The sequence below is a fragment of the Actinoplanes sp. SE50/110 genome, assembly GCF_900119315.1.
In the GTDB taxonomy this organism is placed as follows: Bacteria; Actinomycetota; Actinomycetes; order Mycobacteriales; family Micromonosporaceae; genus Actinoplanes.
In genome coordinates this window covers 6,900,914-6,926,294 of sequence record NZ_LT827010.1, presented here as the reverse complement: position 1 = coordinate 6,926,294, position 25,381 = coordinate 6,900,914, and the positions used below count along the sequence as shown (strand labels likewise).

At 65.1% G+C, this 25,381-nt stretch carries 26 protein-coding genes; 15 read left to right on the top strand and 11 right to left on the bottom strand.

Annotated features, from left to right (window positions below; all coding sequences use genetic code 11):
• The first annotated feature begins 5 nt into the window (after positions 1 to 5).
• A complete protein-coding gene (locus ACSP50_RS30920) occupies positions 6 to 1,340 on the top strand; it encodes a hypothetical protein (protein ID WP_014693241.1) in 1,335 nt (444 codons plus the stop codon).
• Positions 1,341 to 1,354: 14 nt separating this feature from the next.
• On the top strand, positions 1,355 to 1,873 hold the full coding sequence (locus ACSP50_RS30915) for an NUDIX hydrolase (RefSeq protein WP_014693240.1): 519 nt from the start codon (positions 1,355 to 1,357) through the stop codon (positions 1,871 to 1,873).
• Between the two features lie 11 nt (positions 1,874 to 1,884).
• Here ACSP50_RS30915 and ACSP50_RS30910 read toward each other — a convergent pair whose 3' ends face one another.
• Both ACSP50_RS30910 and ACSP50_RS42655 read right to left on the bottom strand, forming a co-directional pair.
• Positions 1,885 to 2,427 carry an HD domain-containing protein gene (locus ACSP50_RS30910; RefSeq protein ID WP_080128096.1) on the bottom strand — a complete coding sequence of 181 codons (543 nt, stop codon included), beginning with the start codon at positions 2,425 to 2,427 and terminating at the stop codon, positions 1,885 to 1,887.
• Between the two features lie 541 nt (positions 2,428 to 2,968).
• The gene (locus ACSP50_RS42655) at positions 2,969 to 3,505 is read right to left on the bottom strand and encodes a hypothetical protein (RefSeq protein ID WP_155123688.1); all 537 of its coding nucleotides are present in this window, start codon (positions 3,503 to 3,505) and stop codon (positions 2,969 to 2,971) included.
• Positions 3,506 to 3,656: 151 nt separating this feature from the next.
• On the opposite strand from ACSP50_RS42655, the gene ACSP50_RS42650 reads away from it, so the two are divergent.
• Both ACSP50_RS42650 and ACSP50_RS30905 read left to right on the top strand, forming a co-directional pair.
• Positions 3,657 to 3,854 (top strand): hypothetical protein, encoded by a 198-nt coding sequence (locus ACSP50_RS42650; RefSeq protein ID WP_155123687.1) that lies wholly within the window; start codon positions 3,657 to 3,659, stop codon positions 3,852 to 3,854.
• A 345-nt stretch (positions 3,855 to 4,199) separates the two neighbouring features.
• On the top strand, positions 4,200 to 5,336 hold the full coding sequence (locus ACSP50_RS30905) for a site-specific integrase (protein WP_014693236.1): 1,137 nt from the start codon (positions 4,200 to 4,202) through the stop codon (positions 5,334 to 5,336).
• A 73-nt stretch (positions 5,337 to 5,409) separates the two neighbouring features.
• On the opposite strand, the gene ACSP50_RS30900 is transcribed toward ACSP50_RS30905, so the two are convergent.
• The gene (locus tag ACSP50_RS30900; RefSeq protein ID WP_014693235.1) at positions 5,410 to 5,808 is read right to left on the bottom strand and encodes a hypothetical protein; all 399 of its coding nucleotides are present in this window, start codon (positions 5,806 to 5,808) and stop codon (positions 5,410 to 5,412) included.
• Positions 5,809 to 5,879: 71 nt separating this feature from the next.
• On the bottom strand, positions 5,880 to 6,146 hold the full coding sequence (locus ACSP50_RS30895; RefSeq protein ID WP_043512524.1) for a hypothetical protein: 267 nt from the start codon (positions 6,144 to 6,146) through the stop codon (positions 5,880 to 5,882).
• A 221-nt stretch (positions 6,147 to 6,367) separates the two neighbouring features.
• On the opposite strand from ACSP50_RS30895, the gene ACSP50_RS30890 reads away from it, so the two are divergent.
• Together ACSP50_RS30890 and ACSP50_RS30880 are read left to right on the top strand one after the other, a co-directional pair.
• Complete coding sequence (locus tag ACSP50_RS30890; RefSeq protein ID WP_014693234.1) at positions 6,368 to 6,586, top strand: DUF397 domain-containing protein; 219 nt, start codon at positions 6,368 to 6,370, stop codon at positions 6,584 to 6,586.
• A gap of 1,616 nt (positions 6,587 to 8,202) precedes the next feature.
• Positions 8,203 to 8,397: a hypothetical protein gene (locus tag ACSP50_RS30880; RefSeq protein WP_014693233.1), complete on the top strand. Its 195-nt coding sequence runs from the start codon at positions 8,203 to 8,205 to the stop codon at positions 8,395 to 8,397.
• A gap of 119 nt (positions 8,398 to 8,516) precedes the next feature.
• Here the strand turns inward: ACSP50_RS30880 and ACSP50_RS30875 are convergent, their stop codons facing one another.
• Positions 8,517 to 8,819 carry a transposase gene (locus tag ACSP50_RS30875; protein ID WP_197688102.1) on the bottom strand — a complete coding sequence of 101 codons (303 nt, stop codon included), beginning with the start codon at positions 8,817 to 8,819 and terminating at the stop codon, positions 8,517 to 8,519.
• Between the two features lie 191 nt (positions 8,820 to 9,010).
• On the opposite strand from ACSP50_RS30875, the gene ACSP50_RS30870 reads away from it, so the two are divergent.
• Together ACSP50_RS30870 and ACSP50_RS30865 are read left to right on the top strand one after the other, a co-directional pair.
• Entirely contained in the window at positions 9,011 to 10,144 is a 1,134-nt protein-coding gene (locus ACSP50_RS30870) for an IS30 family transposase (RefSeq protein WP_369793969.1), read from the top strand.
• The gene (locus ACSP50_RS30865) at positions 10,141 to 10,704 is read left to right on the top strand and encodes a hypothetical protein (RefSeq protein ID WP_155123686.1); all 564 of its coding nucleotides are present in this window, start codon (positions 10,141 to 10,143) and stop codon (positions 10,702 to 10,704) included. The genes ACSP50_RS30870 and ACSP50_RS30865 overlap by 4 nt, the downstream gene beginning before the upstream one ends.
• A gap of 299 nt (positions 10,705 to 11,003) precedes the next feature.
• On the opposite strand, the gene ACSP50_RS30860 is transcribed toward ACSP50_RS30865, so the two are convergent.
• Together ACSP50_RS30860 and ACSP50_RS43215 are read right to left on the bottom strand one after the other, a co-directional pair.
• Complete coding sequence (locus ACSP50_RS30860; protein ID WP_043515865.1) at positions 11,004 to 11,546, bottom strand: DUF4240 domain-containing protein; 543 nt, start codon at positions 11,544 to 11,546, stop codon at positions 11,004 to 11,006.
• A 515-nt stretch (positions 11,547 to 12,061) separates the two neighbouring features.
• Complete coding sequence (locus ACSP50_RS43215) at positions 12,062 to 12,553, bottom strand: hypothetical protein (RefSeq protein WP_014693228.1); 492 nt, start codon at positions 12,551 to 12,553, stop codon at positions 12,062 to 12,064.
• Between the two features lie 238 nt (positions 12,554 to 12,791).
• On the opposite strand from ACSP50_RS43215, the gene ACSP50_RS30850 reads away from it, so the two are divergent.
• The 6 genes from ACSP50_RS30850 (at position 12,792) to ACSP50_RS30825 (ending at position 21,004) form a co-directional block, all read left to right on the top strand.
• Positions 12,792 to 16,169, top strand: coding sequence for a LamG-like jellyroll fold domain-containing protein (locus ACSP50_RS30850; RefSeq protein ID WP_043512523.1), 3,378 nt, complete (start codon positions 12,792 to 12,794; stop codon positions 16,167 to 16,169).
• Positions 16,170 to 16,330: 161 nt separating this feature from the next.
• Positions 16,331 to 17,821: an RHS repeat protein gene (locus ACSP50_RS30845; RefSeq protein WP_043512521.1), complete on the top strand. Its 1,491-nt coding sequence runs from the start codon at positions 16,331 to 16,333 to the stop codon at positions 17,819 to 17,821.
• Complete coding sequence (locus ACSP50_RS30840; protein ID WP_043512519.1) at positions 17,728 to 19,452, top strand: RHS repeat protein; 1,725 nt, start codon at positions 17,728 to 17,730, stop codon at positions 19,450 to 19,452. Before ACSP50_RS30845 ends, ACSP50_RS30840 begins: the two co-directional genes overlap by 94 nt.
• Before the next feature lie 11 nt (positions 19,453 to 19,463).
• Positions 19,464 to 19,874 carry a hypothetical protein gene (locus ACSP50_RS30835; RefSeq protein WP_014693227.1) on the top strand — a complete coding sequence of 137 codons (411 nt, stop codon included), beginning with the start codon at positions 19,464 to 19,466 and terminating at the stop codon, positions 19,872 to 19,874.
• Positions 19,874 to 20,176, top strand: a complete 303-nt coding sequence (locus ACSP50_RS30830; RefSeq protein ID WP_014693226.1) for a hypothetical protein — start codon at positions 19,874 to 19,876, stop codon at positions 20,174 to 20,176. The genes ACSP50_RS30835 and ACSP50_RS30830 overlap by 1 nt, the downstream gene beginning before the upstream one ends.
• A 22-nt stretch (positions 20,177 to 20,198) precedes the next feature.
• Positions 20,199 to 21,004 (top strand): IS5 family transposase gene (locus ACSP50_RS30825; protein ID WP_085945605.1). Its coding sequence is split into 2 segments (ribosomal slippage): positions 20,199 to 20,529 and positions 20,529 to 21,004, totalling 807 coding nucleotides; the frame shifts between segments, so codons are not numbered across the junction.
• A gap of 533 nt (positions 21,005 to 21,537) precedes the next feature.
• On the opposite strand, the gene ACSP50_RS30820 is transcribed toward ACSP50_RS30825, so the two are convergent.
• Positions 21,538 to 22,134, bottom strand: a complete 597-nt coding sequence (locus ACSP50_RS30820) for a hypothetical protein (RefSeq protein WP_043512516.1) — start codon at positions 22,132 to 22,134, stop codon at positions 21,538 to 21,540.
• Positions 22,135 to 23,474: 1,340 nt separating this feature from the next.
• Between ACSP50_RS30820 and ACSP50_RS44335 the strand changes: the two genes are divergently transcribed.
• Positions 23,475 to 24,005, top strand: a complete 531-nt coding sequence (locus tag ACSP50_RS44335) for a hypothetical protein (protein WP_043512514.1) — start codon at positions 23,475 to 23,477, stop codon at positions 24,003 to 24,005.
• Between the two features lie 144 nt (positions 24,006 to 24,149).
• Here ACSP50_RS44335 and ACSP50_RS42645 read toward each other — a convergent pair whose 3' ends face one another.
• From ACSP50_RS42645 to ACSP50_RS30805, 3 genes are read right to left on the bottom strand one after another with little or no spacing between them, the layout of a single operon-like run.
• On the bottom strand, positions 24,150 to 24,296 hold the full coding sequence (locus tag ACSP50_RS42645; RefSeq protein ID WP_014693220.1) for a hypothetical protein: 147 nt from the start codon (positions 24,294 to 24,296) through the stop codon (positions 24,150 to 24,152).
• Positions 24,297 to 24,355: 59 nt separating this feature from the next.
• Complete coding sequence (locus ACSP50_RS30810; RefSeq protein WP_014693219.1) at positions 24,356 to 24,694, bottom strand: hypothetical protein; 339 nt, start codon at positions 24,692 to 24,694, stop codon at positions 24,356 to 24,358.
• A gap of 22 nt (positions 24,695 to 24,716) precedes the next feature.
• Positions 24,717 to 25,376 (bottom strand): Panacea domain-containing protein, encoded by a 660-nt coding sequence (locus ACSP50_RS30805; RefSeq protein ID WP_014693218.1) that lies wholly within the window; start codon positions 25,374 to 25,376, stop codon positions 24,717 to 24,719.
• Between the last annotated feature and the right edge of the window lie 5 nt (positions 25,377 to 25,381).

Here is a 25,381-nt window from a genome sequence, read left to right as displayed (position 1 = left end):
TAGAGATGACGCCGCTGCGGCTGGAAAGGCAGAAGCTCGGCTGGTCGAGAACCCGCCTTGCTCACGAACTGGAGCGACGGGCGCAGGGAAGATTCAGCCTGGCCACCAGAGCGAGTCTTCTGCGGATGATCTCAGCGTGGGAAAGCGGCGCGCGAGACACCTCGGACCCGTATCGCACTCTGCTGTGCGAGGCGTATGGCCGGACCGCTGACGAGTTGGGCCTGGGTGGTGGCACCGACCGAGCAGAATCGAGCGTCGGCCTGTCCTACGCTTCATCGCTTGACGCGGCAGCCGCAATACTTTCTGACCTTGCCCGGTTCGATGACATGAAGCACCCTGCGGTGAGCCAGGGCCGCTACCAGCCCGATGCGTTGAACGCGGTATGTCTGGACTGGCTGTTCGGCACAGCCTCGAATGACATGCCAGCAGGCGCTGGAAAACGCGTCACCATGAAGGACGTCGAGGAGATCCGCGCCACCACGTCGATGTTCGACAGCCTGGATCGCCGATTCGGAGGGGAGAACGCCCGCAGTATGGCCGTGCGTTTTCTGCGCGAGGCGGTGCTGCCGAGATTCGGCAAGACATCCGACCAGACCGTAACTACTGAGCTTTACAGAGCAGCAGCGATCCTCTGCGAGCTGATCGGGTGGATGTCGTTCGACACCTCACGCAACTCGTTGGCACAGCGGTATTTCACCCAAGCGCTGCGATTGGCCGAGGCAGCTGGTGACCGCGCCTATGCCTCGTACATCTTGGCGAGCATGGCGGACCAAGCGCTCTTCCTGAAGAGGCCTGACCAGGCGCTACGACTTGCACAGGTCGCTCGCGATGCGGGGGAAAAGGCCGGCGTTGCGGTGGCCACAACCGAGGCGAGCATGCTGGAGGCTCGCGCATTCGCAGCCCAGGGTGACGAGAGCGGCTGCACCAGGGCGTTGCTTCGCGCGGAAGCCGCCTTCAACAGCATCAGCGCAGACGACAACCCGAGTTGGGCGAACCACTGGGGTGACATCTTGTTTGCCAGTCACGCTGGCACCTGTTGGGTCGATCTTGGTGCGCCGAAGGAGGCAGCGAGCTTGGTTCGGACAGTCTGGGACAGCGCGAAGGATCAGGCCCGTCGTCGGGTCTACAGCGGCGTTCAGCTCGCTCGCGTGGCGCTGCTTACGAACGAGGTGGAACAAGCGGTGTCGTATGGGATCGCCGCCCTTGAGGCGACGAGCGGCTTGACTTCGAATCGCTCGTTGCAGCAGCTTCGCGACCTGCGTGATCAGCTTGGAAACCATGCCAAGCATCCTGCTGTTGTGGAGTTCGAGGAGCGCGCTCGATTGGTGCTGGCCGCTTGAGTACCGTAAGCCTCGTGACGTTGGCCGAGGACCTGGACCGCGAAGGTGAACCCGAGCGGGAGTTCAACCCCGGGATCGCGCAGCGACTACCTAGGAAGCGGGTTGCTGGCGGAGCGCTGATCCGCGACTCGGCTGATCGAATCCTGTTCGTCGTGCCGAACTACAAGCCCCTGCTGGACATCCCCGGCGGCATTGCCGAGGGCAACGAATCTCCGCTCGCAGCGTGCCGACGTGAGATCAAGGAGGAGATCGGCCTAGACCTGCCGATCGGCCGACTTCTCGTGGTCGACTGGATCCCGCAGCACGGCGTGTGGCCGGACGGCGTGATGTTCATCTTCGACGGCGGCCGGCTAACCGACGACGAGTCCCGCGACCTGAAGCACACCGATGATGAGCTGGTAGGACTGAAGTTCCTTGCCCTCGATGATGCACGCCATCAGCTTCGGCCCTCAATGGTTCGCAGGCTCGAAGCAGGGATAGAGGCCTTGTCCGATGGAGAGCCGCGGTATCTGGAGTTCGGTCGGACTCAGTAAAGCGGATGGCCTTACCGGCGTTCCATCCGTTCGGATGTTCGGGCGATGGCTGCATTGAGATCATCGGCAGCCTCGGTGATGAACGCTGTCACGAGATGGCCCGGCCCGTAACGTTCCTTGATCTCGGCTACCCGCTCCTCGAAGGTCGTTCGTTCCCCGTCGGGTGTCGTGGTGAGATCGCAGAACCAGAGGGCGTCCCGGACCGGCGACGCCTCGTCATGGAAAGCTGCAAGTTCCTCCGCAAGGCCTCGCATCTTGGCTTCGCGTATCGCACACGAATGGTGCGCTACAAGGTGAACAAGCCGTTCCGGAGCACTGACGGACCGAAGGAAGTACGCCCCGTCTAGCGGATGGAAACCCGTCTGCACGAGATCTGGCGCATACCCGATGTCGTGGAGTACAGCAGCAGCCTCAAGCAAGCGGGCATCGTCGCCGGCGGCGTTACCAACAGTACGAGCCTTCGCCGCGACACCTTGAACGTGAGACCAGCGACGTGGCAGCACATCCGCGAGGACGCGTTCAGACGTTTGGTATGCCCAAGCGACCATCGACATGGACCCAACGATATCGGTGAACTCGCAGATTCGTATGCGTTGACGGAGCCGGTCGGCTGCCGGATCTTGTTCAAACTTTCTGTACGTCTTCAAGGCGGCCCGAAACGGGCCGCTCACGCCGCCGCCTGGGCGCGTGCCGGTCGCTTAGCTGGCGCACACGACCGGCACGCCGGCAGCCCGTCGGCTGGCGTGCAGGAGCGGATCGGGCCGCGGCGACGACAGTCCAACAGGCGGGTTGAGGCTGGGGAGTTTGGCCGCTGCCGACCGGTGCGGCCAGGGCGACGCGGCCGAGCTGCCGCGCGCGGCCGCAGCGCGAGTCACGGCCGTCGGCCGCCGGGCGCGGCGGCGCGCAGTGTGTCCGGGCCGCTCCTCCGAGGTCAAGGGCGCTTCGCGTCGCAAGCGACGGCCGCAAGCGGCCGCCCTGGACCTCGGAGCCTCTGCGGCCCTAGCGGCCAAGTGGTCAAGCGGCAGGCCGATGGCCTGCCCGCAGGTGGACGCGCGCCACCGCACCCGGTCCACCCGACTCTGCAAGAACCGTTCGCTACTTCAGCGTCAATGAGGAATTGACACCTTGGACGTCTTTGGCGGCCAATTCGCAAAGGCGCTTGTGGGCCTCTCCGAAAGCGTCGATTCTGTATTGTCGATCATCGCGCAGCTTGATGAATTGTTCCTCGTGCTTTGGATTATCTGGCCCCACTTGCGGTGCAGCGCAAAAGGTTTGATATTCCTTATGCGCTATGGCCGCCTGCTCGAACGCCCATCGCCATTCACTCATGCACTTCCTAAATTCGGCAGTGCTGAATATCGAGGCAAGTGCGTCCATGCGAGCCTGCTCCTTGGCGTCGCTCAAATCGTTTTTGTACTCTTCATCTGCAATAATGCATCGGCGTAATTGGTCGCGAGTAAGTGCAAACCACGTTACCAACTCCAAGTAAGCTGACTTTCGATCGGCGTGCGCGGCGATCTCTCTCTGGTAAACCCGTTCGCTCTGCTTGCTAAAATTCCCCAGAAAGAATTGAAACCCGGCCCCCGCTATCGCAAAAAATCCGGTTATCACAGCGGGCCAGAAGGGTGTCATCCGCATTCCTCATCTCTGGATCAGGCTGACACGGGCTTCCATGGTCTCCGTGTGCGTCAAGCCCTACGGTCCAGTAGGACTGCGAACAGGTGAGTTCTCGCCGCACGGGGACGCCTCGCCGCCTGCGCCTTAAGACCCTACTGTGGTGGACATGACGCGCAACATCGATGCAGTGCTTCGGGTCTCGCCTGCAGACGGACGGTGGTATGTGGACATCCCTGAGTTCAACCTGAGAGTGGATCTTCCGGCGTCAAGGCAAAGTAGCGACCTGCGTAACCGGCTAAACGACGCCGTGGCACCGCACGTGCCTGCGGGGACCGACTTCGTGATCAAGATGGCACCTGAGTGAGTGGCGCGCCTTCCTGAGTGACTAACTGGGTGACAATCGCCAACGATCATGGCGGACAAGCGTGGACGCTGATGGACGTGGACCCGCAGGTGAGCAGTGTGTTGACCAAGTTCATTCAAGATCATGAGTTGCCTGGGGGTCAAGGGGTCGCAGGTTCAAATCCTGTCAGCCCGACCAGCTTTTGAAGGCCGTTGGCAAGGACGAAAGTCCTGGTCAGCGGCTTTTTTCATGCATAGACATCGCTCGCCCAAGATCGCTTTAGTGGATCTTGTGGTCACGGGCGTGGTCACGGAAGTGGCTAGCGTGGATCTCACCTGCTCGAACGTGTGACCACGGGGAGACCTGATGACTGTCGGCTCGTACGAACTCTCCAACGGCAAGACCAACTGGTACTTCGTCATCGACCTCCCGATGGGAGACGACGGAAAACGACGCCAGCACAAGCGCCGCGGATTCCCGACCAAGGGCAGTGCGAAGAAAGCGGAAACCGAAGCGCGGAAAGCGTACGGGGACGCGAGCATCGCCGCTGATGGAAGCGTCGCGGCGGAGCTGGACGGCTGGTTGTCGGAGCGTGAACTCGATATCGAAGAGACCACGCTGGACAGCTACAAGAACATCATTCGGATGTACGTGGTCCCGCACATCGGGGGCCGGCAGCTCTACAGCCTCGACAAGCGGGTCGTGCAGGACATGTACAAGACGCTGTTGCGGGAGGGCGGCAAGGACAAGAAGCCGTTGTCGCCGACGACGGTGCGCACCACGCACCGGGTGTTGCAGCAGGCGTTCAAGGATTTGGGGATCAATCTGGAGAACGTGCGGCAGCCGCGGCCGGCCGAACGTGAGGATCACGGCCGTAAGGGGGTGTGGTCGCCGCAGCAGTCGAAGACGTTCCTGCGGCATCACCGCGATGCTCGACTGTATGCGGCGTGGGCGTTGGCGATCGTCGCGGGTATGCGCCGTGGGGAGCTGGCGGGGCTGCGCTGGGCGAAGATCGATCTAGATCAGGGGATCGTGTACGTGCATATCCAGCGGACGATTTGCGGGAACAAGGTGATCGAGAAATCGCCGAAGGGCAAGAGTCGCCGGCCGGTAGCGATCGGCCCGGCGATGGTGAGGGTGCTGCGTGAGCACAAGGTCCGGCAGGACGCTGAGAAAGCGGAGGCCGGGCTGTTGTATCACGACCGGGACTACGTGTTCCCGCGTGAGGATGGGGAGCCGTACTACCCGCGGTACTTCACCGACATGTGGGAGAAAGCTTGCCTGGAGGCGGGGGTGAGGCAGATCGTGCTGCACGACGCCCGGCACACGTCCGCGACGGCGGGTGCGGACGCTGGTGTCCCGGAGCATGTGATGCAGAAGCGGCTCGGTCATGCGGATGGGCGGACCACGCGGGAGGTGTACACGCATGTGTTGCCGGAGAGCGAGCGTAAGGCGGCTGAGTTGATGGACTCGGCGTTGCAGGACTGGGACGAGGCGGCCTGACCGGTTCGGTGCCGGCTGGCGGTGTTTGCGGGGGACGGGCGTTCACGCCCGCCCCGCGGTCTTGCGGTGGTGGTTAGTCGTCGTGGCGTTCGTCGACGACGTACGGGGTGCCGGCGAGCGAATTGCCGATGGGGGTTTTGGCCCAGGTGGTCAGCAAGCTGGGGTGGTCGGTGCAGAGGTTGAGCAGGGCGACGATCTGGTCGACGGCTGGTGGAGTGTCGAGATGGCAGTCGAGGATGTTTTCGCTGGTGGCGGATCCGTCGTCCTCGGAGTCGTCGTAGTCCGGGATCCACTGCTGTAGTTCCAGAGTCCAGAGGCTGCTGTGGCTTTTGTCGGGGTGGGGTGCTGACAGCTCGACGAAGTACCGCTCGGGATTGTTGTCGGCGGGGTCCTCGGTGATGGACAGGTACTCGGCCTCGAAGCGGCAGGTGTTGCTGGGATGGCGCCATCGGGCTTCCGCGAGGAGTCGCAAGTTTTTGATGCCGAGGCGAAGCTATTCTGCTCGCGGAGACACTCAACCGCCAGCACGATCACGCCGAGGCGCTACACCAAGCGGTTGACGCCGATGCCGCCAGCAGCAGCCGGCCGGCCAACCGGGGTCGCGCTGTCATCATCGCCGGCGTCATCGCGGACATCACCGTCTGCCTGGGCCTGCCCGACGCCGCCGAAGCGTGCCGCCGCTACCGTCGTCAGGCCGCCGAGCACAACGGCGATCCGAACCGGCTCGCCGTGGCGAACGCGCTCACCGTGATCGCCGAGCACCGCGGCGAAGCGTGGAATGAACTCGCCCGCATCCGCGACAGCTACCACCGGCGAATTAGCCCTTGGCTGACTCTGATGCTGCACCGAGCGGTCACCGCGACACCAACGGAGACGCTACGCCATCCGACCTCACCGCGTCTTCTTCCCGTCCTGCCCGGCGCCATCCTGAGCCCTGACCCGGGCATGCCGGACCCCGATTACCTCACCCACCGCATCGCCCGACTCGGCACCGGCGGGACTACCCAGCCGTGCCCACCGAAAGGATCGACATGGACAACGCACTGGTGAGCGGCGGCCCGGCGTGGCAACGCAGCAGCCGCTGCGCGACCAGCACCTGCGTCGAAGTCGCCGCCGTCGACGACCAAATCTTGATCCGCGACTCGAAGAACCCCGACGCCGACGCACTGCAGGTAAGCCGCGCGGATTTCGCCGGCTTCCTCGCCGCCGTCCGGGCCGGTGACTTCGACGAGGGTCAGGCTTTCACCTGAAGCACGCGGATTCCACACCTGCGGCCGCCGGGCCACGCCGGCGACCGTCCAAGGTTTTGCCTGCCAACGGCGTCAGGCAAGACCGGGTGATGGTCGCAGTACCCAGCAGTGCCTTCACCCGGGCCGGGTGCGTACGCACCCGCGCGTGTGCACCCGGCACCCGCCTCGCCGCCTGTGACCAAACCGCGGCACCCCATGAACGTGTTCAGCGATGGAGGTCAAACCATGCCCGCCCGTCGCATCGGCCGTACTCCGACAGCATCACTCGTGACCGGGACCGCGGTGCGGGCAGGTCATCGCCACGCCAGAGTGTGACCCGCACCGCGACCTGCCGACACCGGCCGGTGATCGCCGATCGAGCGCCCAGACCGCAGCCGGATCCCGGCGAGGGAACCGACCGTGAGCAGGCGGCGGCCACGACAGCAGCCGCGCCACCGGCCACCAGTCACGCACCGGCCCTACGTGGGGTCCGGCGTAGCCTGCGAGCAGGACTTTCGGCAGGCGCTGCGCCAATATCTCGATCAGGTGGAACCGAATTCGGTGGGCGTCGACGCCGGTGCTGGGCACTGGTGTACTGCAACCGCGATCGGAGTGAAAAGCGCCGTCGCTACGGCCCAAGCCGCTTGCGGCCTGGAGGCTGACCGCCTGTGCTGGCCGCGGCAGGCAGGTGATTGCTCCGCGCTCCGGGTCCTGACAGCGGCTCGCGAGCAGATGAGTGGCGAACGCACCCGCGCGGTCAACGCGCTGACCGCGCTGCTGCGCAGGGCCATCTCGGTGTTGGCGCCCGCCGAGCCTCGACCACCACGAGCGTCGCAGCCTGGCGCACCCGCAGCAACGGCATCACGCTGGCCACCTGCCGCGCCGAGGCCATCCGGCTAGTCCAGCTGGGGGAACTGGACCTCATCGGCTGCAAGCCGTCCGCGGTGCCCGCGCCGACTACTCCGCCGCGCACATCCTCTGGGCATTCGTCCTGGTCATGAGCCGGCGCCTAACTCGCTTACGGCGCCGGCCGACAGCCTGACGATCGCGTCAGGCCAAGTTCTCGGCTAGTCCGAACATCTCCTGCCTGATGCTGCTCTACGCCCAGCCCGCCAGCCGCATCGTCCGTCTCACCAGCGACGACATCCTTCGCGACGGCGATCAAGTCCTCATCCGCCTGGGCACACCGCCCTCACCAGTCCCTGAGGCACTCGCCGGCATCCTGCTCCAGCTCGTCGACGGCCAACCGGACCCGACGAGCGCCGCCAACCCCGGCAACCGCTGGCTGTTCCCCGGCTACAGGGCCGGCCAGCCACTGCATCCGAGAACCCTGCTGCTACTCATCCACCAGCCCGGCATCCCCGCCAAAGCCACCCGCGTGGCCGCATTACGCCAACTCGTCCTGCAAGCCCGGCACCAGTCATCGCCGACGCCCTCGGCTACCACAACAAACACGTCGCCAAGGTCTGGACCAAAACAGGTGGCACCTGGAAGACCTACGTCCCCGGCGACCACAGCAAATGACCATCCGATGGGGCGTTCCTGTCCTCATATACGCAGTTGTTTATGAAAACCGTTTTCATATACGTTGGGGCTGGTTGGCCAGCAAGGCTGATTCACTCGCGGGAGGAAGCCGCATGATCCATTTCCTTCATCACTACACGGAGATCATGACTGATCCTGCGCACTTTGCCGCCGAGATCACGATGATGCTCTTAGTCGATGTGCTCTTCCTCGGACTGATCTGGCCACTGCTACGTCGAGCCATCGACAGGCGGGTACAGAACCGGCACCGCGCCATCGAGGACGCCGACACCCACCAGCCTCGATAAGCCACAGGCCACTGCAGCACAACGAGTTCCGGCGCTCTCAACCCAGCAAGCATGGATGCTCGGCTCAGGTCGCGGCTGGTGACACAGGGTTCTGCTGCACCGATAGGTGACAGGTCAAGTCACGCGGCCTGACTGGCCGCGGCCCGGCGCAGGACCTCGTTCTCCTGCTCGAGGAGCTTGATCCGCTTGCGGGCCTCGCGCAGCTCGGCGGAATCATTGCGACTCACGCCGGGCTCGGCGCCGGCGTCGAGTTCGGCTTGGCGCAGCCACTTGAACAACGTCATCGGGTGGACCCCGAAGTTCTTGGCGATTCGCTCGACCGTCACGCCCGGGTCACGGCCTTGGGTGATCCGCACGACGTCATCGCGAAACTCCCGGGGGTAGGGCTTGGGCACAGCAACATCCTTCCAGCCCGCCGTCACGGCAAGCCATCTCAGATGATTCTGGCGGCCTGCGGTGGCCCCACCCGGACCGGCTTAGGTTCTAACGGTCGTCGCAACACCTGACCCGTTCAGGAGTTGCCGTGTCCAAGCCTCGTTGTCCGCGCAAGCCACCCGGTGCCGGCCCGGAGCAAGCGAAACGTGATCACTACCTTCGCCTCATGGCGCAGGGCATGAACAACTCGGCGGCCTGCAGGGAAGTCGGGATCAACCGTCGCACCGGCACCCGCTGGCGATACGGCCGGACCATCATCAGCGCGGACGGCGAGTCCAGGGTCTATGCGCCGATCGCTGTGCCGAAGCGGGCTGTTTCGGCCCGCTACCTGTCCGAGTCCGAGCGCATCACCATCGCTGACGAGCACCGAGCCGGCAGCTCGATTCGGGCGATCGCCGCACTGCTGGACCGAGCGCCGTCCACCATCAGCCGAGAGATCAGCCGTAACAGCGACCCGGCAACCGGCGACTACCACCCCTTCGCCGCCCACCAGCAGGCGGCGGCACGTCGCCCACGACCCAAACCAGCGAAGCTACAAACCAACACCGAGCTGCGCGACCTGGTCCAAGAGTTGCTAAATCAACGGTGGAGCCCGGAGCAAATCTGCCGTGCCCTGCCGCTGCAACATCCCGACCGGCCAGAACTGCGGCTAACACACGAAACGATCTATCAGGCGTTGTACCGGCCCGATCGAGGCGGCCTGACACGCAGTCGCTCGCCGCTGCTGCGCACCGGCCGCACGTATCGCAAGCGCCGTCGCAGCCGCGAGCAACGCACTCCGCGGTTCACCGACAGCTCGAACAGCATCCACGACCGTCCCATTACCGCCGACGACCGCGGCATACCTGGACACTGGGAAGGCGACCTAATCATGGGCGCCCACAACCGGACGGCCATCGGCACCCTGGTCGAGCGCAGCACCCGCTACGTCATGCTCGTCCATGTCCCGCAAGGTCGCAACGCCGCACACTTTCGCGACCAGCTCATCACCGCGTTCTCGACCCTGCCGACGGAGCTAAGGCAGTCGTTGGCCTGGGATCAGGGCGTCGAGATGGGCCGGCATGCCGAGTTCACCGCCGCCACCAGCACACCGGTCTACTTCTGCGACCCGGCCAGCCCCTGGCAGCGCGGCTCGAACGAGAACACCAACGGCCTGCTCCGCCAATACTTCCCCAAGAGCAGCGACCTCAGCGTGCACACCGCCGAAGACCTGACCGCCGTAGCCGCCGAACTCAACAACCGGCCGCGCAAGACCCTCGGCTGGGACACCCCTGCCCTGCGGTTCGCCCGGTTACTCGCCGAAGCCGCATGATCACGTTTACTGATCTGCCGAGAACCGTGCACTCGACAACGCATCGCGGCACTGCAACTATGGAGCCTGTGCCAGGTCGACCACCACCAAAGCCGTACGACTTCGCCGGTCCGAGAGCACGCTACTTCAAAGCACTGATCCAAATGGTAATCGGGATAGTCGCCGTTCTCGGCATTGGCGTATGGCTAGTCGTCAAACTGTTTGAACGCCCGTTCCCGGCAGTGCACGATCTCAGTGACGGGATTTTCGGCGGCATCGGCTTCGCCCTCGGATTGGCAGCCGTGGTGGAGCTCGCCTACACCTTGTTCACCGATGGCCCCGATGAGGCGCTGAACCCGGTGATGCTGGGTGTTGCGGCTGCACTGTTAATCCAACTTGGCAGGGTCGAGACTTTCAAACTCGGCGAGGCGCTGGCCGGACTGCTATACGCGGCCGCGTTGGCCGGTCTATTTGCGACTAGGCGTTGGCTGGCCGAGCCGGAGGACGAACAGAGCTGGAGCCCGCCGGCAGGCTGGGCAAAACGATGGCGTCGTGGCTCTACCAAGTGGCATGTACGTTAGGCCGTTGCTGCTCGTCGGACCCGCCACGGCGTAACAGTTCAGATGCGCGGATTTGCCGCCATCCGCGCGCCGGCAAGCCGTGGCGGGCGTCGCTACTGGCGTCGCTGATGTACTCGCTAGGCTCGACGTCGTAGTCGTTCACCAGCAATGTTGCGACGACCGCCTGAATCCGCCCCGTCCGGGTGGGGCCACCGATACCCGTCAGAATCACATCTCAGATGTCACCTATTGGTGCAGCAGACCCGCTCCCCCTGAACGAGGCCACGCCCTGCGGCGCCGGTTGGTTGTGAGTGGGGTCGTTATGCCTCGGCCGACTGGTAGTGCAAATCGGTAAGGCGCGGCAGGCGTTGACGCATCTCAGCCTCGTCGTCGAAGTCCCAGGTGAAGTCGAGTTCCGGGTACCGGATGGTGAAGGCATCATGTGGCAGCTCATGGCCGGTCGCTGCCAGGTACGCGTTCGAGGCAACGTTGAGGACATCTCCATCCTCCAAACACTCGCCGGCTGCAGCGGATTGGATGACGATGGGGTTGTCGGCGAGAGTGTCCGGATCGGCGACTGCTTGCTGGAACACCGTGCGTCCCTGAGTGATCAGCCAGCCGCGGAAGTAGTCGAAACCGTCATCAGAGGCACCGCCGTTGACTACGTAGGCGGCCGCCCAAAGCTCGACCCGGTACGACTCGGCGAGCAGATCCCACAAGGGCTGAGCGAAGGAGGCAATCTCAGCTGGCTCACGTTCTGCCAGCAACTCGACCATGCGTTGTGCAACCTCGTCTGCCTGCAGTGAGCCGTCCCGCTCCCGTCGAGCCTGTTCAACCAGTTGCCACACATCATCGGTGTCCACGATCAGGGAGTGTCGCACGCTCCGCAGCAGCGCCCCGCTGGACGTGGTCGACAACGCGTCGCGACAACCAACCTGCGGCGTTGATCGACAAGGTCGGATGCAATGATCTCCGCAGGTCCATGTACGCTGCCTCGGCCGAGATGCATACAGACCAGTGCCCGCTCCCGCCGATACCTTTGCCACCGAACACCGCGATGATCGACTTCGCCGGTCAGGGCGGTCGTGCAGGTGACTCCGTTAGGTTGGGGCTGGCCGGGAGTTCGGCGTCGAGGTAGACGGTGACGCCGTCGCCGTTACGCCGCGACCGCTGTCGGCTCTGGCGGGTGACGGTGAGGACCTCGCCCTGGTAGCGGTCGGTGCGGTCCCGGATGTCGTCGTCGATGATCGGGGACAGTTAGGCCTCCCACGCGATACGCTGGCTGCCGTCGTGGGTGTCGATTTCTGAGGTGCTGTGCACGGCTGTCCGCGGTCCTCTGCACGGGGTGAAGATCAGAGGCATTCGAATATTGACGGCGTCACACCTGGTCCGCACTGGTCACGGCCAGCAGCCACTGCGGTTCGTGTTTCGGGGTCAGGCCGAGCACCCGTAGTACTACGCCGAGCTTCTCGTCCAGATCGTGCTGTTCCCTGATTGCGACGAGCTCGCCGAGGTTCACCGGCCGGGTTGCACCTGACCGACCCTGCACCGTGTACGCGGCGAGCAGACACGATCGGGTAGAACCGCGGCGGAGTGCCCAGCCATCCTCGACGAAGGTGACGCCGTAGCGATCGCGGACGGCATGCCCCTGCTGGTGCCAGTCGGTCACGGTAGGGTCGGCGTCGGGGATCGTCATGTACAACCGGCCGACGAAGTCGGCTGCGCCGGCCGGGGCGGGGACACCGTCCGGGGTGCCGCTCAGCCACGGCAGATCGAGCAGGCCGTTCCCGTCGACTTCCTCGAACGTCAGGTGGGGGACCGGATGGATCTGGTACCCGAACATCAGCGCAGCGTCGTACCGCATGGTCATCGTGGTCTCCTCCCTTCTTCACCGATCATGGCGGGCACGGTGCCCGGCCGGATCTGTTCCGGGCGATCCTCGCCGCCACGGACCGCCCGCTACCGGGCAGTCATATAGGGCTACACAGCGCCTCGTTCCCGCCCGACAACCCGCCCGGAGCCGCTCCTGCGCCCGGCAGCCGGCCCGAGTGACCGCCGCTGGCACCGGAGTGGCGCCACGCCAAAGGGGGCAACAGGATCCTCATGGGATGGGCTTCGCGGAGGCCAGCGGCCGCTCACTATGGCCGGCATGGACCGGTAACAGGCTCACCTCGGTCGCCACGGACGCGCCCGCCGCGGGCGCTTCCGCACCGACCTGGACCTACACCTACGACGGCAGCAAGCTGACCCGGGTCTGCAGCCCGCTGTCGGCCACCTCATGCACCAGCTACACATACGTTTCCTCCTCGCACTACCGCTCAGTGGTGCTCGACGACAACCCGGCAGCGTACTGGCCGCTCGGCAGCACCGCAGCCAGCCTCGAGAACGTCGTAGCGCGCAGCCCCGACGAGAACAAGGCCACCGCCCGCAACGTTGTAGCCAACCGGCCCGGCGCATTGGCCGGCTCGCCGGACGGGGCACTCGGCTTCACCGGCGCCGCTGACAGCTATGTGACGCTGCCGGAGGCACTGCTGGCTCCGTCCGTGGCGTTCAGCATCGAGCTGTGGTTCAAGGCCGCCGCCGGCAAGTCCGGGGTTCTCTTCGGGTCCCAGGCGATGCAGATTCCCGCCGTCTCAGCCGGTGGGTGGGCGCCCAACTTGACAGTCGGTATCGACGGCAAGCTGCACGGCTACCAGTGGACTGCCGGCGGTTCAGCCTCCAGCCCGATGGTTTCGCCCGGTGTGGTTACCGACGGGCAGTGGCACCACGCGGTGCTCACCATGGCCGTTGACAAGCAGAGCCTCTATCTCGACAGCGCGAAAATCGGTGAGATCTCCGGCAAGGTCGTCGACCACATCGGGATGACCCGGCACTACTTGGGCAACGGATACACCAAGGACTGGCCGTCGATGGGGGCCGGATACTTCCCGTTCACCGGTGAGATCGATGAGGTCGCCGTCTACCGGCATCCACTTTCAGCCGCCCAGGTCAGCGCGCATTACAGCGCGCAGGCGGCCACCTCACGGTTGGCCACGGTGGTCGAACCGGGGCAGTTCACCGCCACGTCCGCGACCTACGACCACGCGTCCGGCCGGATCACCACTATGACCGACCGCAACGGCGCCCAGTGGACCCTGGCGCCGCCAACAGTCGGCAACCGGGTTCGCGTCGTCACCTTGTCATCGACGGCCCACGACGCCATCACTTATACCTACGACGCCGACCACAACGGCCGACTGGTCCTGCGTACCGACAGTGCCGGCAGCGGCGACTGGGAATACGATGCCGCCGGGTTCGTCAACAACTACACCAACCCCAACAACCGCACCCGCTACTTCTATTACGACCAGCGGGGTAACCGGACCATTGACGTCGACAGGTACAACGGCACCTGGCGATACCGCTACTACGGCTACGACCTCTACAACGATCCGCTCGACCCCCGCAACGACCAGCTGCAATGGTCGACCGACGGCCGCAGCGACGGAATGTCCTACGAGCACCGCACCTGGTACTACCGCGACGAGAAAGGCCGGCCAACCGCGGTCGTCAAACCTAGACTGCCCGGGCAATCCAGCCCGACCGCACGCAAAGACTTCACCTACACCACCGGCACCGAGGACGCGATCGGCGGCGGCACCACACCCCCTGGCCTGATGTCCACCGAGTCGAACTTCGCCGGCGGCATCACCCACTACTACTACAACCGCGCAGGCGACCGAGTACGCACCGTCGACCCGGTCGGGCTGACCACCGAGGTGAGCTACGACGCGATCGGCCGCCCGACCACCTCCAAAATCAGCGCCGTCGTGAACGACGCCACGGTCGACTACGGCACCACCACGACCACCTACAACACGGCATCGCTGCCAGACACCGTAACGTCGCCGGCAATCGTCAACCCGATCACCGGCATCACCCACACCGCACGCACGAAATACACCTACGACGCCGCCGGCCACACCACGCAGGTCGACAACAGCGACACCACAGGCGGCGACGCCACCCGCACCTGGAAAACCGGGTACGACCCGGCCGGCCGGGTCACCTCCTCCACCACCCCGGACGGCGCCGTTGTCACCACCGAGTGGGATCAGGCCGGCAACCAAGTCCGCGAAAAGCGGCCCGGCGGGCAGATCCTGGAATACAAGTACGACGACCTCGGCCACCTGACCGAGACGGCCACCACCGGCGACGGCGTTGACCCCATGGACCCAGCCACGACCCGGATGGTCGTGGAGTCGCGCGCATACGACCCTGCCGGCCAGCTCGCCTCGGTGGTCGACGCGATGGGACGCGAAACGGCGTACACCTACTGGGAAAACGGCTTCCTGGAAAGCATCAGGCAGATCAAACGCGACGCCGACGGCACGATCGCGTCCACGGTTTTGCAGCAATATAACAACTACGACGGCGCCGGCAACGTGGTGCGCCGCACCGAGGCCGGCGGCGTCGTGCACGACTACCTGTACGACAACGCCAACAACCTCATCCAGGACGTCCTCGACCCGGCCGGGCTGATGCGCTCCATCTCCTACCGGATGCGCGGCGACGGCCAGCCGGAATCAGTGGTCTCCGGCAACGGTTTGGCACTGGGCGTCAACACCCCCGGTGAATCCGCCGTACTGTCCAACAGCGGGTCCCTGGTCGACGGGTCGCAGGCCCGCTACGCCGACGGCACCACGTCCTTCACCTACAAGTTCACCCTGCCCGCCGACACCACCGGCGCCAGCGTGAACATCGATATCGACAACCAATTCCTCGTCGAGACCAGCTCGGACAACAGCACGTGGACCAAGATCTTGGAGGAGACGCGCGACATTCGCGACGGCTCCAACCGCGCGGTCCGCACCCTCGACCTAACTCCGGCTCTCGGGGCCGGCAAGACGGTCTACCTGCGGGTGCGTGACAGCCAGCCAGCCAACGGCTGGGGCGGCCGTGTCGTGCGCTCGGACCTGCGTTTTCAGCGTGCCGGCGCGCCCCCGGAGGCGGCAAGTTTCGGCTACGACGCGATGGGCCGTGCCACCAGCACCACGATGACCGATCCTACGGACAGCCCACAGGCGCTGATCACGGCGACCAAGCGTGACCCGCGCGGCCTGCCGGTCTCGGTCACCGACCCGGCCGGCGCGGTCACCAGCTACACCTACGACAACGCCGGTCGGCAGGAAAGGATCGTCGAGCCCGCCAGGTCGGTATGGCGCAACGGCGTCGCCACCGACAACGTCACCCCGACCTCGGTGGCCGGCCGCAACACGTTCGGCGAACTGACCGAGTCACGCGACGCCAACGGCGCAGTCGCACGAATCGTGCGGGACGGAGCGGGCCGCCAAGTCGAGCAAATCCTGCCCGCCTACACCCCGCCCGGCAGCACCGCGATCACGCCGAGCACCAAGACCGCATACGACGATCGCGGGCTCGCGGTGACCGAGACCGACGGCCTGGGCCGGGTTACCAGCTACGAGCACGACAAAACGGCTGGCTGACCAGCGTCACCGGACCCGACCCCGACGGCGACGGGCCCAAGACCAAACCCGTAACCCGTTACACCCACGACCGGGTCGGCGAGATCCTCGAGACGACCGACCCGCTCGGCGCCCGGCGCCTGGCCACCTACGACGAGCGTGGCAACCAGGTCACCGACACCGTGACCGAACGGGCCGGCGGCACCACCTACTACTACACGACCACCATGACCCCGGACGACCGCGGCCGGACCACCGCGATCACCACACCGCTCAACCACACGACCAAGACCAGTTACAACACCGCCGACGAGCGGACAACAACCACCGACGCCGACGGTGTACTCACCGAGTTCCGCTACGACGCGTCCGGCCGCACCATCGCGCAGATCGTCGGCACGATGGCAACCGGCTGGACCTACGACGCGCTAGGCCGCACCATCGCGGTCACCGGACACACCGTCACCAATGGCGTGCTGTCCGCGCCGCTGCGTACCAGCCGAACCAGCTACGACCGAGACAGCCGGGTAACGCGCAAGACCTCCGCCGAGGGCCGGATCACCGACTACGGCTACGACGGCGGCGGCAACGTACGCACCATCACCCAGCTGCGCACACCCACCGACCCTGCCTCCGCAGTCACGGTCGGGCTCGACTACGACGCACTCGGCAACCGCACCCGTACCAGCGACGGCAACCAGCATGTCACCGAATACCGCTACAACGACTGGGGCGCGCCCGTCGAAGCGGTGGAACCAGCCACCGCCGCGCACCCGGCAGCCATGGACCGCACCTGGACCTTCATCTACGACCAGGGTGCCCAAGCGATCCGTGCCAACCTGCCCGGCGGCGTGTCCGTCGAACGCGACTATGACGGGCTCGGCCAGATCACCACGGAACGCGGCAGCGGCGCCGAGGGCGCCAGCACCACCCGATCCTTCGACTACGACGCGCTGGGACAACTCCGCAAGGCCAGCACCACCGGCGGCGACAACACCTACAGCTGGAACGACCGCGGCCTGCTTACCGACGTCGCCGGGCCCGGTGGCACCGCTACCTACACCTACGACGCCGAAGGCCGGCTTTCCAACCGCAGCGACGGGGCCGGCCCAGCCGCGTTCACCTACACCAGCGCCGGGCGGCTCAAAACGGTCACCGACCCGCTGATCGCAAAAACGCTCACCTACACCTATCGCCCCACCGGTGAGGTGCAAACAGTCAGCCAAGGCACCGGATCGCTGTCACGCACCTACGGCTACGACAACCTGGGCCGGCTGGCCAGCGACACCCTCACCAAAGCCAACGGCACCCAGTCCGCCAAGCTCGCCTACACCTACGACAGAGACGACCTGCTGACCGGTAAAGCGTCACCGGAATCGCCGGCGACGGCGCCAACGCTTACGGCTACGACGGCCTCAGCCGGCAAACCTCATGGACACGACCCGACAATTCGACCGTCGCGTACGGCTACGACAACGCTTCAAACCGCACCACGGTCAGCGCCGGCACCGACACCCGCACCTACGCATTCGACGAGCGCAACCGGCTGCTCACCGCGACCGGCGGCACACAACCCAGCTTGGCTAACACCTGGTCACCGCGCGGCACCATCCGCAGCACCACCGAAAACAGCGCCACCACCACCTACACGTTCGACGCCTTCGAACAGATGACCACGGCCGCCGACCCCGGATACACAGTCACCTACGCCTACGACGCACAAGGACGGGTGGCCACCCGCAACGGCATCGCCTTTGGATACGGCGGAATCGACAACTCGCCAGTACTCGTACCCGGAGCCGGGCACACCCCCCGAGGGCAGATCTTCCGCGATCCCGACTCGCGACCGCTGTCAGCGACCCTGGACGGCAGCCCCGGCCGCGGGCTATTCGCCGATGCCCGCCACGGCGACATACGCGGCTCGTACGACCCGGCCGACGGCAGCCTGAACCGATCCGCCGTCTACGACCCGTCCGGTGAAGTAGTTGCCTCGACCGCAGACAAACTGCCCTTGGGCTTCCAGGGCGGCTGGTCTGACCAGGACACCACACTGCTCAACACCGACAGCCGCTGGTACAACCCCGAATCGGCCGGATTCAACTCCCGCGACACCTACACCCTTAAGCCCGATCCGGCGGCACAAGCCAACCAGTACGGCTACGGCAACGCCAGCCCGCTAAACAACATCGACGCCGACGGGCACAACCCGCTCGTGGCGCTCGGCGGCGTATTCCTGGGCTCCAACCCGGTCGGCTGGGCCATCCTCGGGATAGTCGCGGTTGCCGGCACCGGATACCTGGCTTACCAGGGCTACCAATCGTACGAGTACAGCCACAACGTCGCCAACAGCGCCAGCAGCTGGGGCGGCATGGCCACGCAGACCAGTTCGTACGCGTACCAGCAAAACGCGTACGCAGCTCACCTCAGCGCGGCAGCGGCGCAGGGTCAGGCCCAGGCCACCTACCAGCTCGCGATCGCGCAGGCGGCCGCCAACGCGCACGTGGCTGCAATGACCGCCGCGTACAACGCCTACGTCGCGCAGCGGATCGCCGCAGCGCAAGCCGCAGCCGCCAGACTGAAAGCCGAGACCGACGCCGCTGTGAAACTCGGCCAACAGCGTCTCGCCGCGGACGCAGCCCAGCACGCGGCGGCCGTCAAGGCAGCCCAACCGGGACCAGTCGGTACCACGGTGGTCAAGCCACCAGCGGCGATCGCTCTAGTCGGTGGCGCCGGCCTGGTCACCAACATTGACGCGACGAAGCAGCTGCCCGGGACGGTGTTTGCTGGCGCGGGTGGCAACGACGCACCGAACATCGCGGCCGCAGCGGGCGCAGTGGCCGCCACCGAAGGGCTGCAGATTGCCGGCGGTGATAACGGGGACGACGACGGCTGTGGCCAGAAGGCAGCCGAGGATCTCGCGGAGGGGTTGGCCGACTGGGTTGATCCCAACGACATCAACTTTTCGCAGCGGACAGTCTCGCCAAACGACTACGTGCAATCGATGAAGGACGGCACCTGGGACTGGAACAGGGAGGGCACCGCGCTGCGTGTGCTTGAGCGTGACGGCCAGTTGGTCAGCTATGACAACCGCCGCTTGGACGCCGCTCGCGAGGTGCGTGCCGAAGACCCGACGTACCGAGTAAAGATCGAAGTTCTTGACCCCGAGGCGGCTAACCCAGCCAAAAGCACCGGCATGAATTGGGATAAAAGCTTCGAGAAGCGTATGACGAGCAAGCGGAACAAGGACGAGAATGGCTGCCGGGTACCGTGGCAGGGCTTGCATGAGCGGCCGAAATGGGAGTGAGGCGTACGGGCATGATTGCCGACATGTGGCAACAGGGAGAGGTGCCGGCGTTTTCCGGTCTATACCGGGCGGATGGCACTGCCCGCGCCATCGAGGTTGACGGTGCGGCTTTGAGCCGGTTCGAGGTTGGCGAGCCGTTCAACCCGGCCGAGCGACTCGCCGTTGACCCAGACGCGGTGGCTGAGGTAGACGAGTCGGCGCGTACCGCAGTCCCGGACGGCTACATAATCAGTGGTGAAGGTGCTCACGGATCGGAAGGATTCTTCGCCCGGCTGGATGCCGCGGGCCAACTGGTCTGGGTGCTCTTCCTGCGGAACGGGAATCCGTTCTACGAGATAGTGGCTGACGGTTCGCGGGCGACGTTCATAAACAACCTGGGTAATGCCATCACCATCGATCTGACCGACCCTCTGTACGCGTAATGGAAAAGATCATCGTCAATCACAAGCACGTGGCGGGCGCCGACTACTCAGGGCAATCCATCGGGCAGTTCAGCGCCCAAGGTTCTACCTTCGAGGACTGCCGGTTCGACCGCAGCATGCTCGGGCAGGCGTCCTTCGGATCGGGGACGGAGCAGTCTTACTACGTCCGCTGTTCCTTCGATAGAACCTCTTTGACTTTTCTCGGCGGGTTCGCCCGGTTTGTTGGTCGCACGTTTACAACACCCGCTTTAAAGCTCCTAACACGATCTGCTGAATCGATGTTTGTCAGCGTTGCGGGGTGAAGATCAGTCTCGTTCGGTCGTCGTGAGCAAGGCGTGGGTAATCGATGACGAGTTGTGGGAGTTGATCGAGCCGGTACTGCCGCCGTGGCCGGCGAAGGCTCCGGGGCCGCGGCCGGTCCCGGACCGGCTGTGTCTGCAGGGCATTCTGTTTGTGCTGCATACCGGCATCGGCTGGGAGGATCTGCCGCAGGAGCTCGGCTTCGGCTCCGGGATGACCTGCTGGCGCCGGCTGCAGTGCTGGACCGAAGCCGGCGTGTTCGACCAAGTGCATCAGATACTGCTGGCCAGGTTGAACGCGGCGAATCGGATCGACTGGTCGAGAGCGGCGATGGACGGCAGTCACATCGACGCGAAAAAGGGGGTGCCGGGACAGGCCCGTCGCCGGTCAACCGCGGCAAACCCGGCTCGAAGCACCACCTGATCTGCGACGGCAACGGCACTCCGATCTACGTGCTGACCAGCGGTGCGAACGTGCCTGACATCAAACGGGCCCTCGATCTGCTCGACTGCTACCCGCCGATCGCCGGTCGGCCCGGCCGGCCGCGGCGACGCTTCGGCGCCTTGCTGGCCGACAAGGCCTACAGCAGTGCAGCGTTCCGTCAGGCCTGCCGCGAGCGCGGCACCGAACCGATCATCCCGAAGCCCAAGACCACCGGGATCAAGGGCCTGGGAAAGCTGCGTTACGTCGTCGAACAGACCTTCGCCCTGCTGCACCAGTTCCGCCGGCTCGCGGTGCGGTGGGAACGCCGACTCGACATCCACGACGGCCTGGTCAGCCTCGCCTGTGTCCTGATCTGCTGGCGCCGAGTGATTAACTGGACCCGCTAAAAGATCGTGTTAGGAGCTTTTACAGTCGATTGTGATGAACCTAATCGGCGAGTTGGCAAAGTAGCGAGTATTGGTTGAGCGTGCCCGCCCGACTTCCCGCCCGACTGCCCGCCGGCCCGATAGCGCGGCGGCGACCACCGTCACCGCGGCAAGGGGCGCGCGAGCATGACGCCCCGCGCCCTGCGGATTCCGACGGGCAAGGATTGGCGGCCACGACGGCCGCCCGTAACGTCCCGGCTCGCACGCGTCGCTGTCGGTACTGGAAGGATCGCGTATTTGACTGTTGCAAGTTCGTCGCGACCGCCCGCTTTCGCGTCACGCAGCGTTATGCAAGCTGGCCTGCGGGCGATATGGCATACGGCGCGCAGAGGATCAGCAGACGCTCGCCACCGTCGAAGCCGAACTCCGGGCCGAAAAGCTAACAGCAACGCTGGTCAGAGTCGCGCGCCGAGCGGTGTGTCGCTCGGGCTATCAAGCGATTGACCAGCGTTGCTGTTGACTCTAAACAGGAAACTACGTGGCAGCCTTCCTGGTTACACCCGGCACTGCCAGGAGTACGGGTCGTAGAAGTTGGTGAAGCGGTCGACGGCGCTGTTGCGCATCTTGGTCTGCTGGCAGGCCTGGAGCACGTTCACGGGGGAGTAGACCGGCCCGTTGGGGCTTTGCGACTCGCACTTCCAGTCGTAGACGGTATTGCCGGTCAGCACCGCACGGTCGCCCGTCGGGTGATGCGAGCAGTAGCCGTCGAGAGCCGGCGCGGTGACCTCATCCGTGCTGGCCTTCCAGCACTGCACCGACGCCGGGGCGTAGAAGTTGTCGATCCGGTCGAAGACGAAGGCCGCGGAACCGGGCAATTCACCGGGGTAGGTCCACTGGCATGCCTTCGTGAACGACAGGTCCGTGTTCTGGCCATCCCGGGTGCGGCAGTGCCAGTCGTAAGCGGTGCCGCCGGACAGCACGGCGTCCACGTTGCCTTGTGAGCGGCAGTAGCCGCCCAGGTCCACGGCGCCTAGCTCGGTGGCGCCGATTGGTGAGGCGCTGGCTGCGGTCGGCGACGTCATGAGCGTCGCGACGGCGCCGAGAAGCACCATCAGGGTCGCGAGGATTCCTCGGACCGCGCTGCGGGTCATTCGGGACATGGTTCTGTGTCTCTCTTTCTTCGGGGTGAGCGTCCGGGTTCGGCGCTGGAGCGGAGGGCGTCGTTGCCGCATTTGTCGTGCCTGACTGGACCTCCTATGGGGTGGACCGGTCGCGCCGGCGAGGTCTACATCGATCCCGCGTGGAGGGGCACTGACCACTTTGGGCGTTCAGGATGATCTTTGCAAGTCCAGAGCAAAACTTTCAGTCGACGTCACACTAACTACCGTCGAAGCGCCGATCCATAGATGGGTGGCGTGCGACGCGGTACGCGCGCGGCCGGACGTCCTAGGGTCCCCTCCTCGGCTTTCTGCTGTTCAGCCGCTAGGCGTTCGTGGCGTGCCGGCGGTATGCGGCTCGCCTTTTCTGATGCCTTGCATTTTCAAGGTCTGCAAGAAGTTGCGTAGTGGTACTGCATCCCTTAGCCGTGGAGGGCCAGCGGCGCTGATCACCGAGACGCTGCGGTAGATGCCTCCTCCCATACGGTTGCCGGCTGGAAGGCGGTGCCTGTGGTGCCTGGCGGGGGGCGGGTGCCGGGGCCAGCGGCGGGAACGCCGTGGCGGCCGCGCTGTGGGTGCCGGTGCGGATCCGGTCGTGCTGCAGGGTCAGGGTGTTCGCGGAGATCTGCCACTGCCGGGCGGCGGCCCGGACTGGGCCGGGCTCGGCGGCGGCGGCCAGCACCAATTGCGGGCAGGCCACGCCGTCGTCCGGGTAGGGGCGCAGGGACGCTACCCAGCGGCCGGCGGCGGCTCAGCACCACACTGCTATCCACCCTCGGTCGCCTATGGCACGACCACCGAGGTGGATCTCAACCAGCCAGCCCGGCCCCTGCTGGATTGGCCGGGCACCATCGGACCAGCTGGCCCCATGCGCGCCCGTATCCGGATCGTCTCGCCCGGAGAAGCCGGTTGTATCGACGGGGTGACTACTTACACCCCTGCCTGGCGAACGGCGGTCACCCGGAACGGATGGTTGCTGCTCTACGCCGGGCATCACCTGTGGGACCCCGCTGAAGCCGCACCGACCGCAGCGTCGATCGGCGCAGCATGGCAGGCCGGAACCCTCGCCGCAGCCAGACTGCGAACACGTCGCACCCCAGACCCTCCTGATGTGCTTTTAACGGCCAACGGCGGCCCCGCCCGGACGGCTTCGGTTCTAACGGTCGTCGCATTACTGTCCTTGGCCATCCGGGATGAGGTACTGCCACTTGATGTAAGGCATCCAGGTGGTTCTGCCGGATAGGTGAGGCACGAACGAGTGTCAATGACCAACCGATGTGACCGGTGATCTCTCGGTCCATTGATTGGATTAGCGGTCAGCTACCATCCCGCTCGTGTCAGTTACCGATGCCGCCGTCGCGGCGGACCTCGTTCCAGCGGGACTTGAGTTCTTGGAGCGGGTCAGCGATGAGGTCAGCTTGCCGCTGCCACCTGCTCCGCCTTACTACTCACCGGCCAGTTGCGGACCAGAGCACGGAAGGTTCGACTCGGACGAGATGGTCGACGTCGAAGACCCCGAGATGCCGGCGAAGGTCAACGCTGGCTGGCTGCACATGGCTACCGAATACGGCGTCCTCGACAGCCGTCGTGAGTTCCTTCTCAACGTCAACTACAGCGACCCTGAAGAGGTCGAACCCGAGTACGCCTGGGTCAGGGTCCGGCTGTCGGACCATTGGGATCTGGCCGGAGGCCACTCGACCGCCCTGCGAAGCGGCTTCGGAGGGCTGTTCACCGATCGGTTCGTGCCGGAGTTCTCCATGCTCTCCACCGACCACAAGGCGATGCTCAACACGACCGTCTGGGGCAACGGCACCGTCAGCACCATCGTCATCCGCCCCGACCGCCGCGAGCACACGGTCGATTGACGCCTTCAGCGGCTCCCGTCCTGACCAAAATCCTGCGAGTTACTTCATCTTCAACGGCGAACCGGACTCCGTTGCTTGCCACTCAAAATGAGGCAGCTCAGCTCAGCGGCCCGCCGCTGCCTCAACTGTCCTGGCAAAGGACAATTACGCGCCGGACCAGCGGTCTTTCACGGCGATGCCGTTGCGCGGGAGTTCGGGGCCGCGGGAGAACACGCTGACCTCGGTGATATCGGGGTGTTCGGCTGCTTCGATGAGGCGCTTAAGCACGTCGAGTACTTCGGTCAGCTGCACAAGCGCCTCCTTAGGGGGTGGTCGGAACCCGCCGAGTCTAGATCACTTAGAGGGAGTGCTTACCTCGTCCGCTCGCTGCGGAACTCGTCACAGACCAGGCGTGGAGGATCGTCTTTCTCGTACACGCGGAAGTAGCACGAAAGCCGGAACCCTCGTCCGTGCTCGTCCTCCCATTCGACGTCGGGTACCCACATCCACCACAGGTTGCCCTCGGGATTGTTCTCCGGGCGGACCGGGACAGCCTCGATACGGGCGTCGACGCGTTTCAGCAGCCGCCACCATCTTTCGACCTTGATGTAAATCTCTGCAGGGGGATGCACGGCGTCACGCCAGCGTGGGGCTTCAACCTTGAACTGTTCGAGGTCCCATTCGACCGGAGTGCCAGCTTGACCAGCCACGCATACCCCCTGCTGTCAGTGATTACTTCCGGGCGCGAGACGCCAGGTAGGCCTCGGCTGCGGCCACCTCGGCACGGTTGGGTCGCTCATCGTCCGGGTCGTCGGTCTCGTCCGGGCGCTGGAACCAGTCGCGCAGGAGCGCCCACTCGATGCGGGATTCGGAGCCCGGTTTGGTGGCTGTCTGCCACGGCTGCGATGCCTGGATGAGGGTGCGTAGGTCGGCTGGTGACAGTGCGCTGTACCGGGCGATGACGTACCCGATGGTGTTCAGGGCTGCTTCGTCCGTGATCTGAGGCTCAGCGCTGTCCGCGCTGGCGTCGATCTCAACGGCTCGTTCGGTGGCGTGCATGGGCTCGTCGAACAGGGCCCGGTCGCGCCAGGCAAGGTGGTGGCCCTGCATAAAAAACATCAGCATGTGCTGTTTTGCGGGCTTCAGGCCCGGCCGTCGGGTGTTGATGGCGGTGATGACAGAGCTGGCGCTGGTGGTCATCGGCGCAACGTACGGCGGCGCGAGGTCGCGGCTCAAGCCGTCCGAGGGTGAGGTAGTTGGCACATCCACGGACGTGGAAGAGTCCGCGTTGGTGGCTTCGCCGGTGGTCGGCGCTGAACTCTTCACACCACGAAACGTATCGATGTCGTCACTCGACTGTTGTCGGATCACGGACTTGTCACGAAAGGTCATCATTC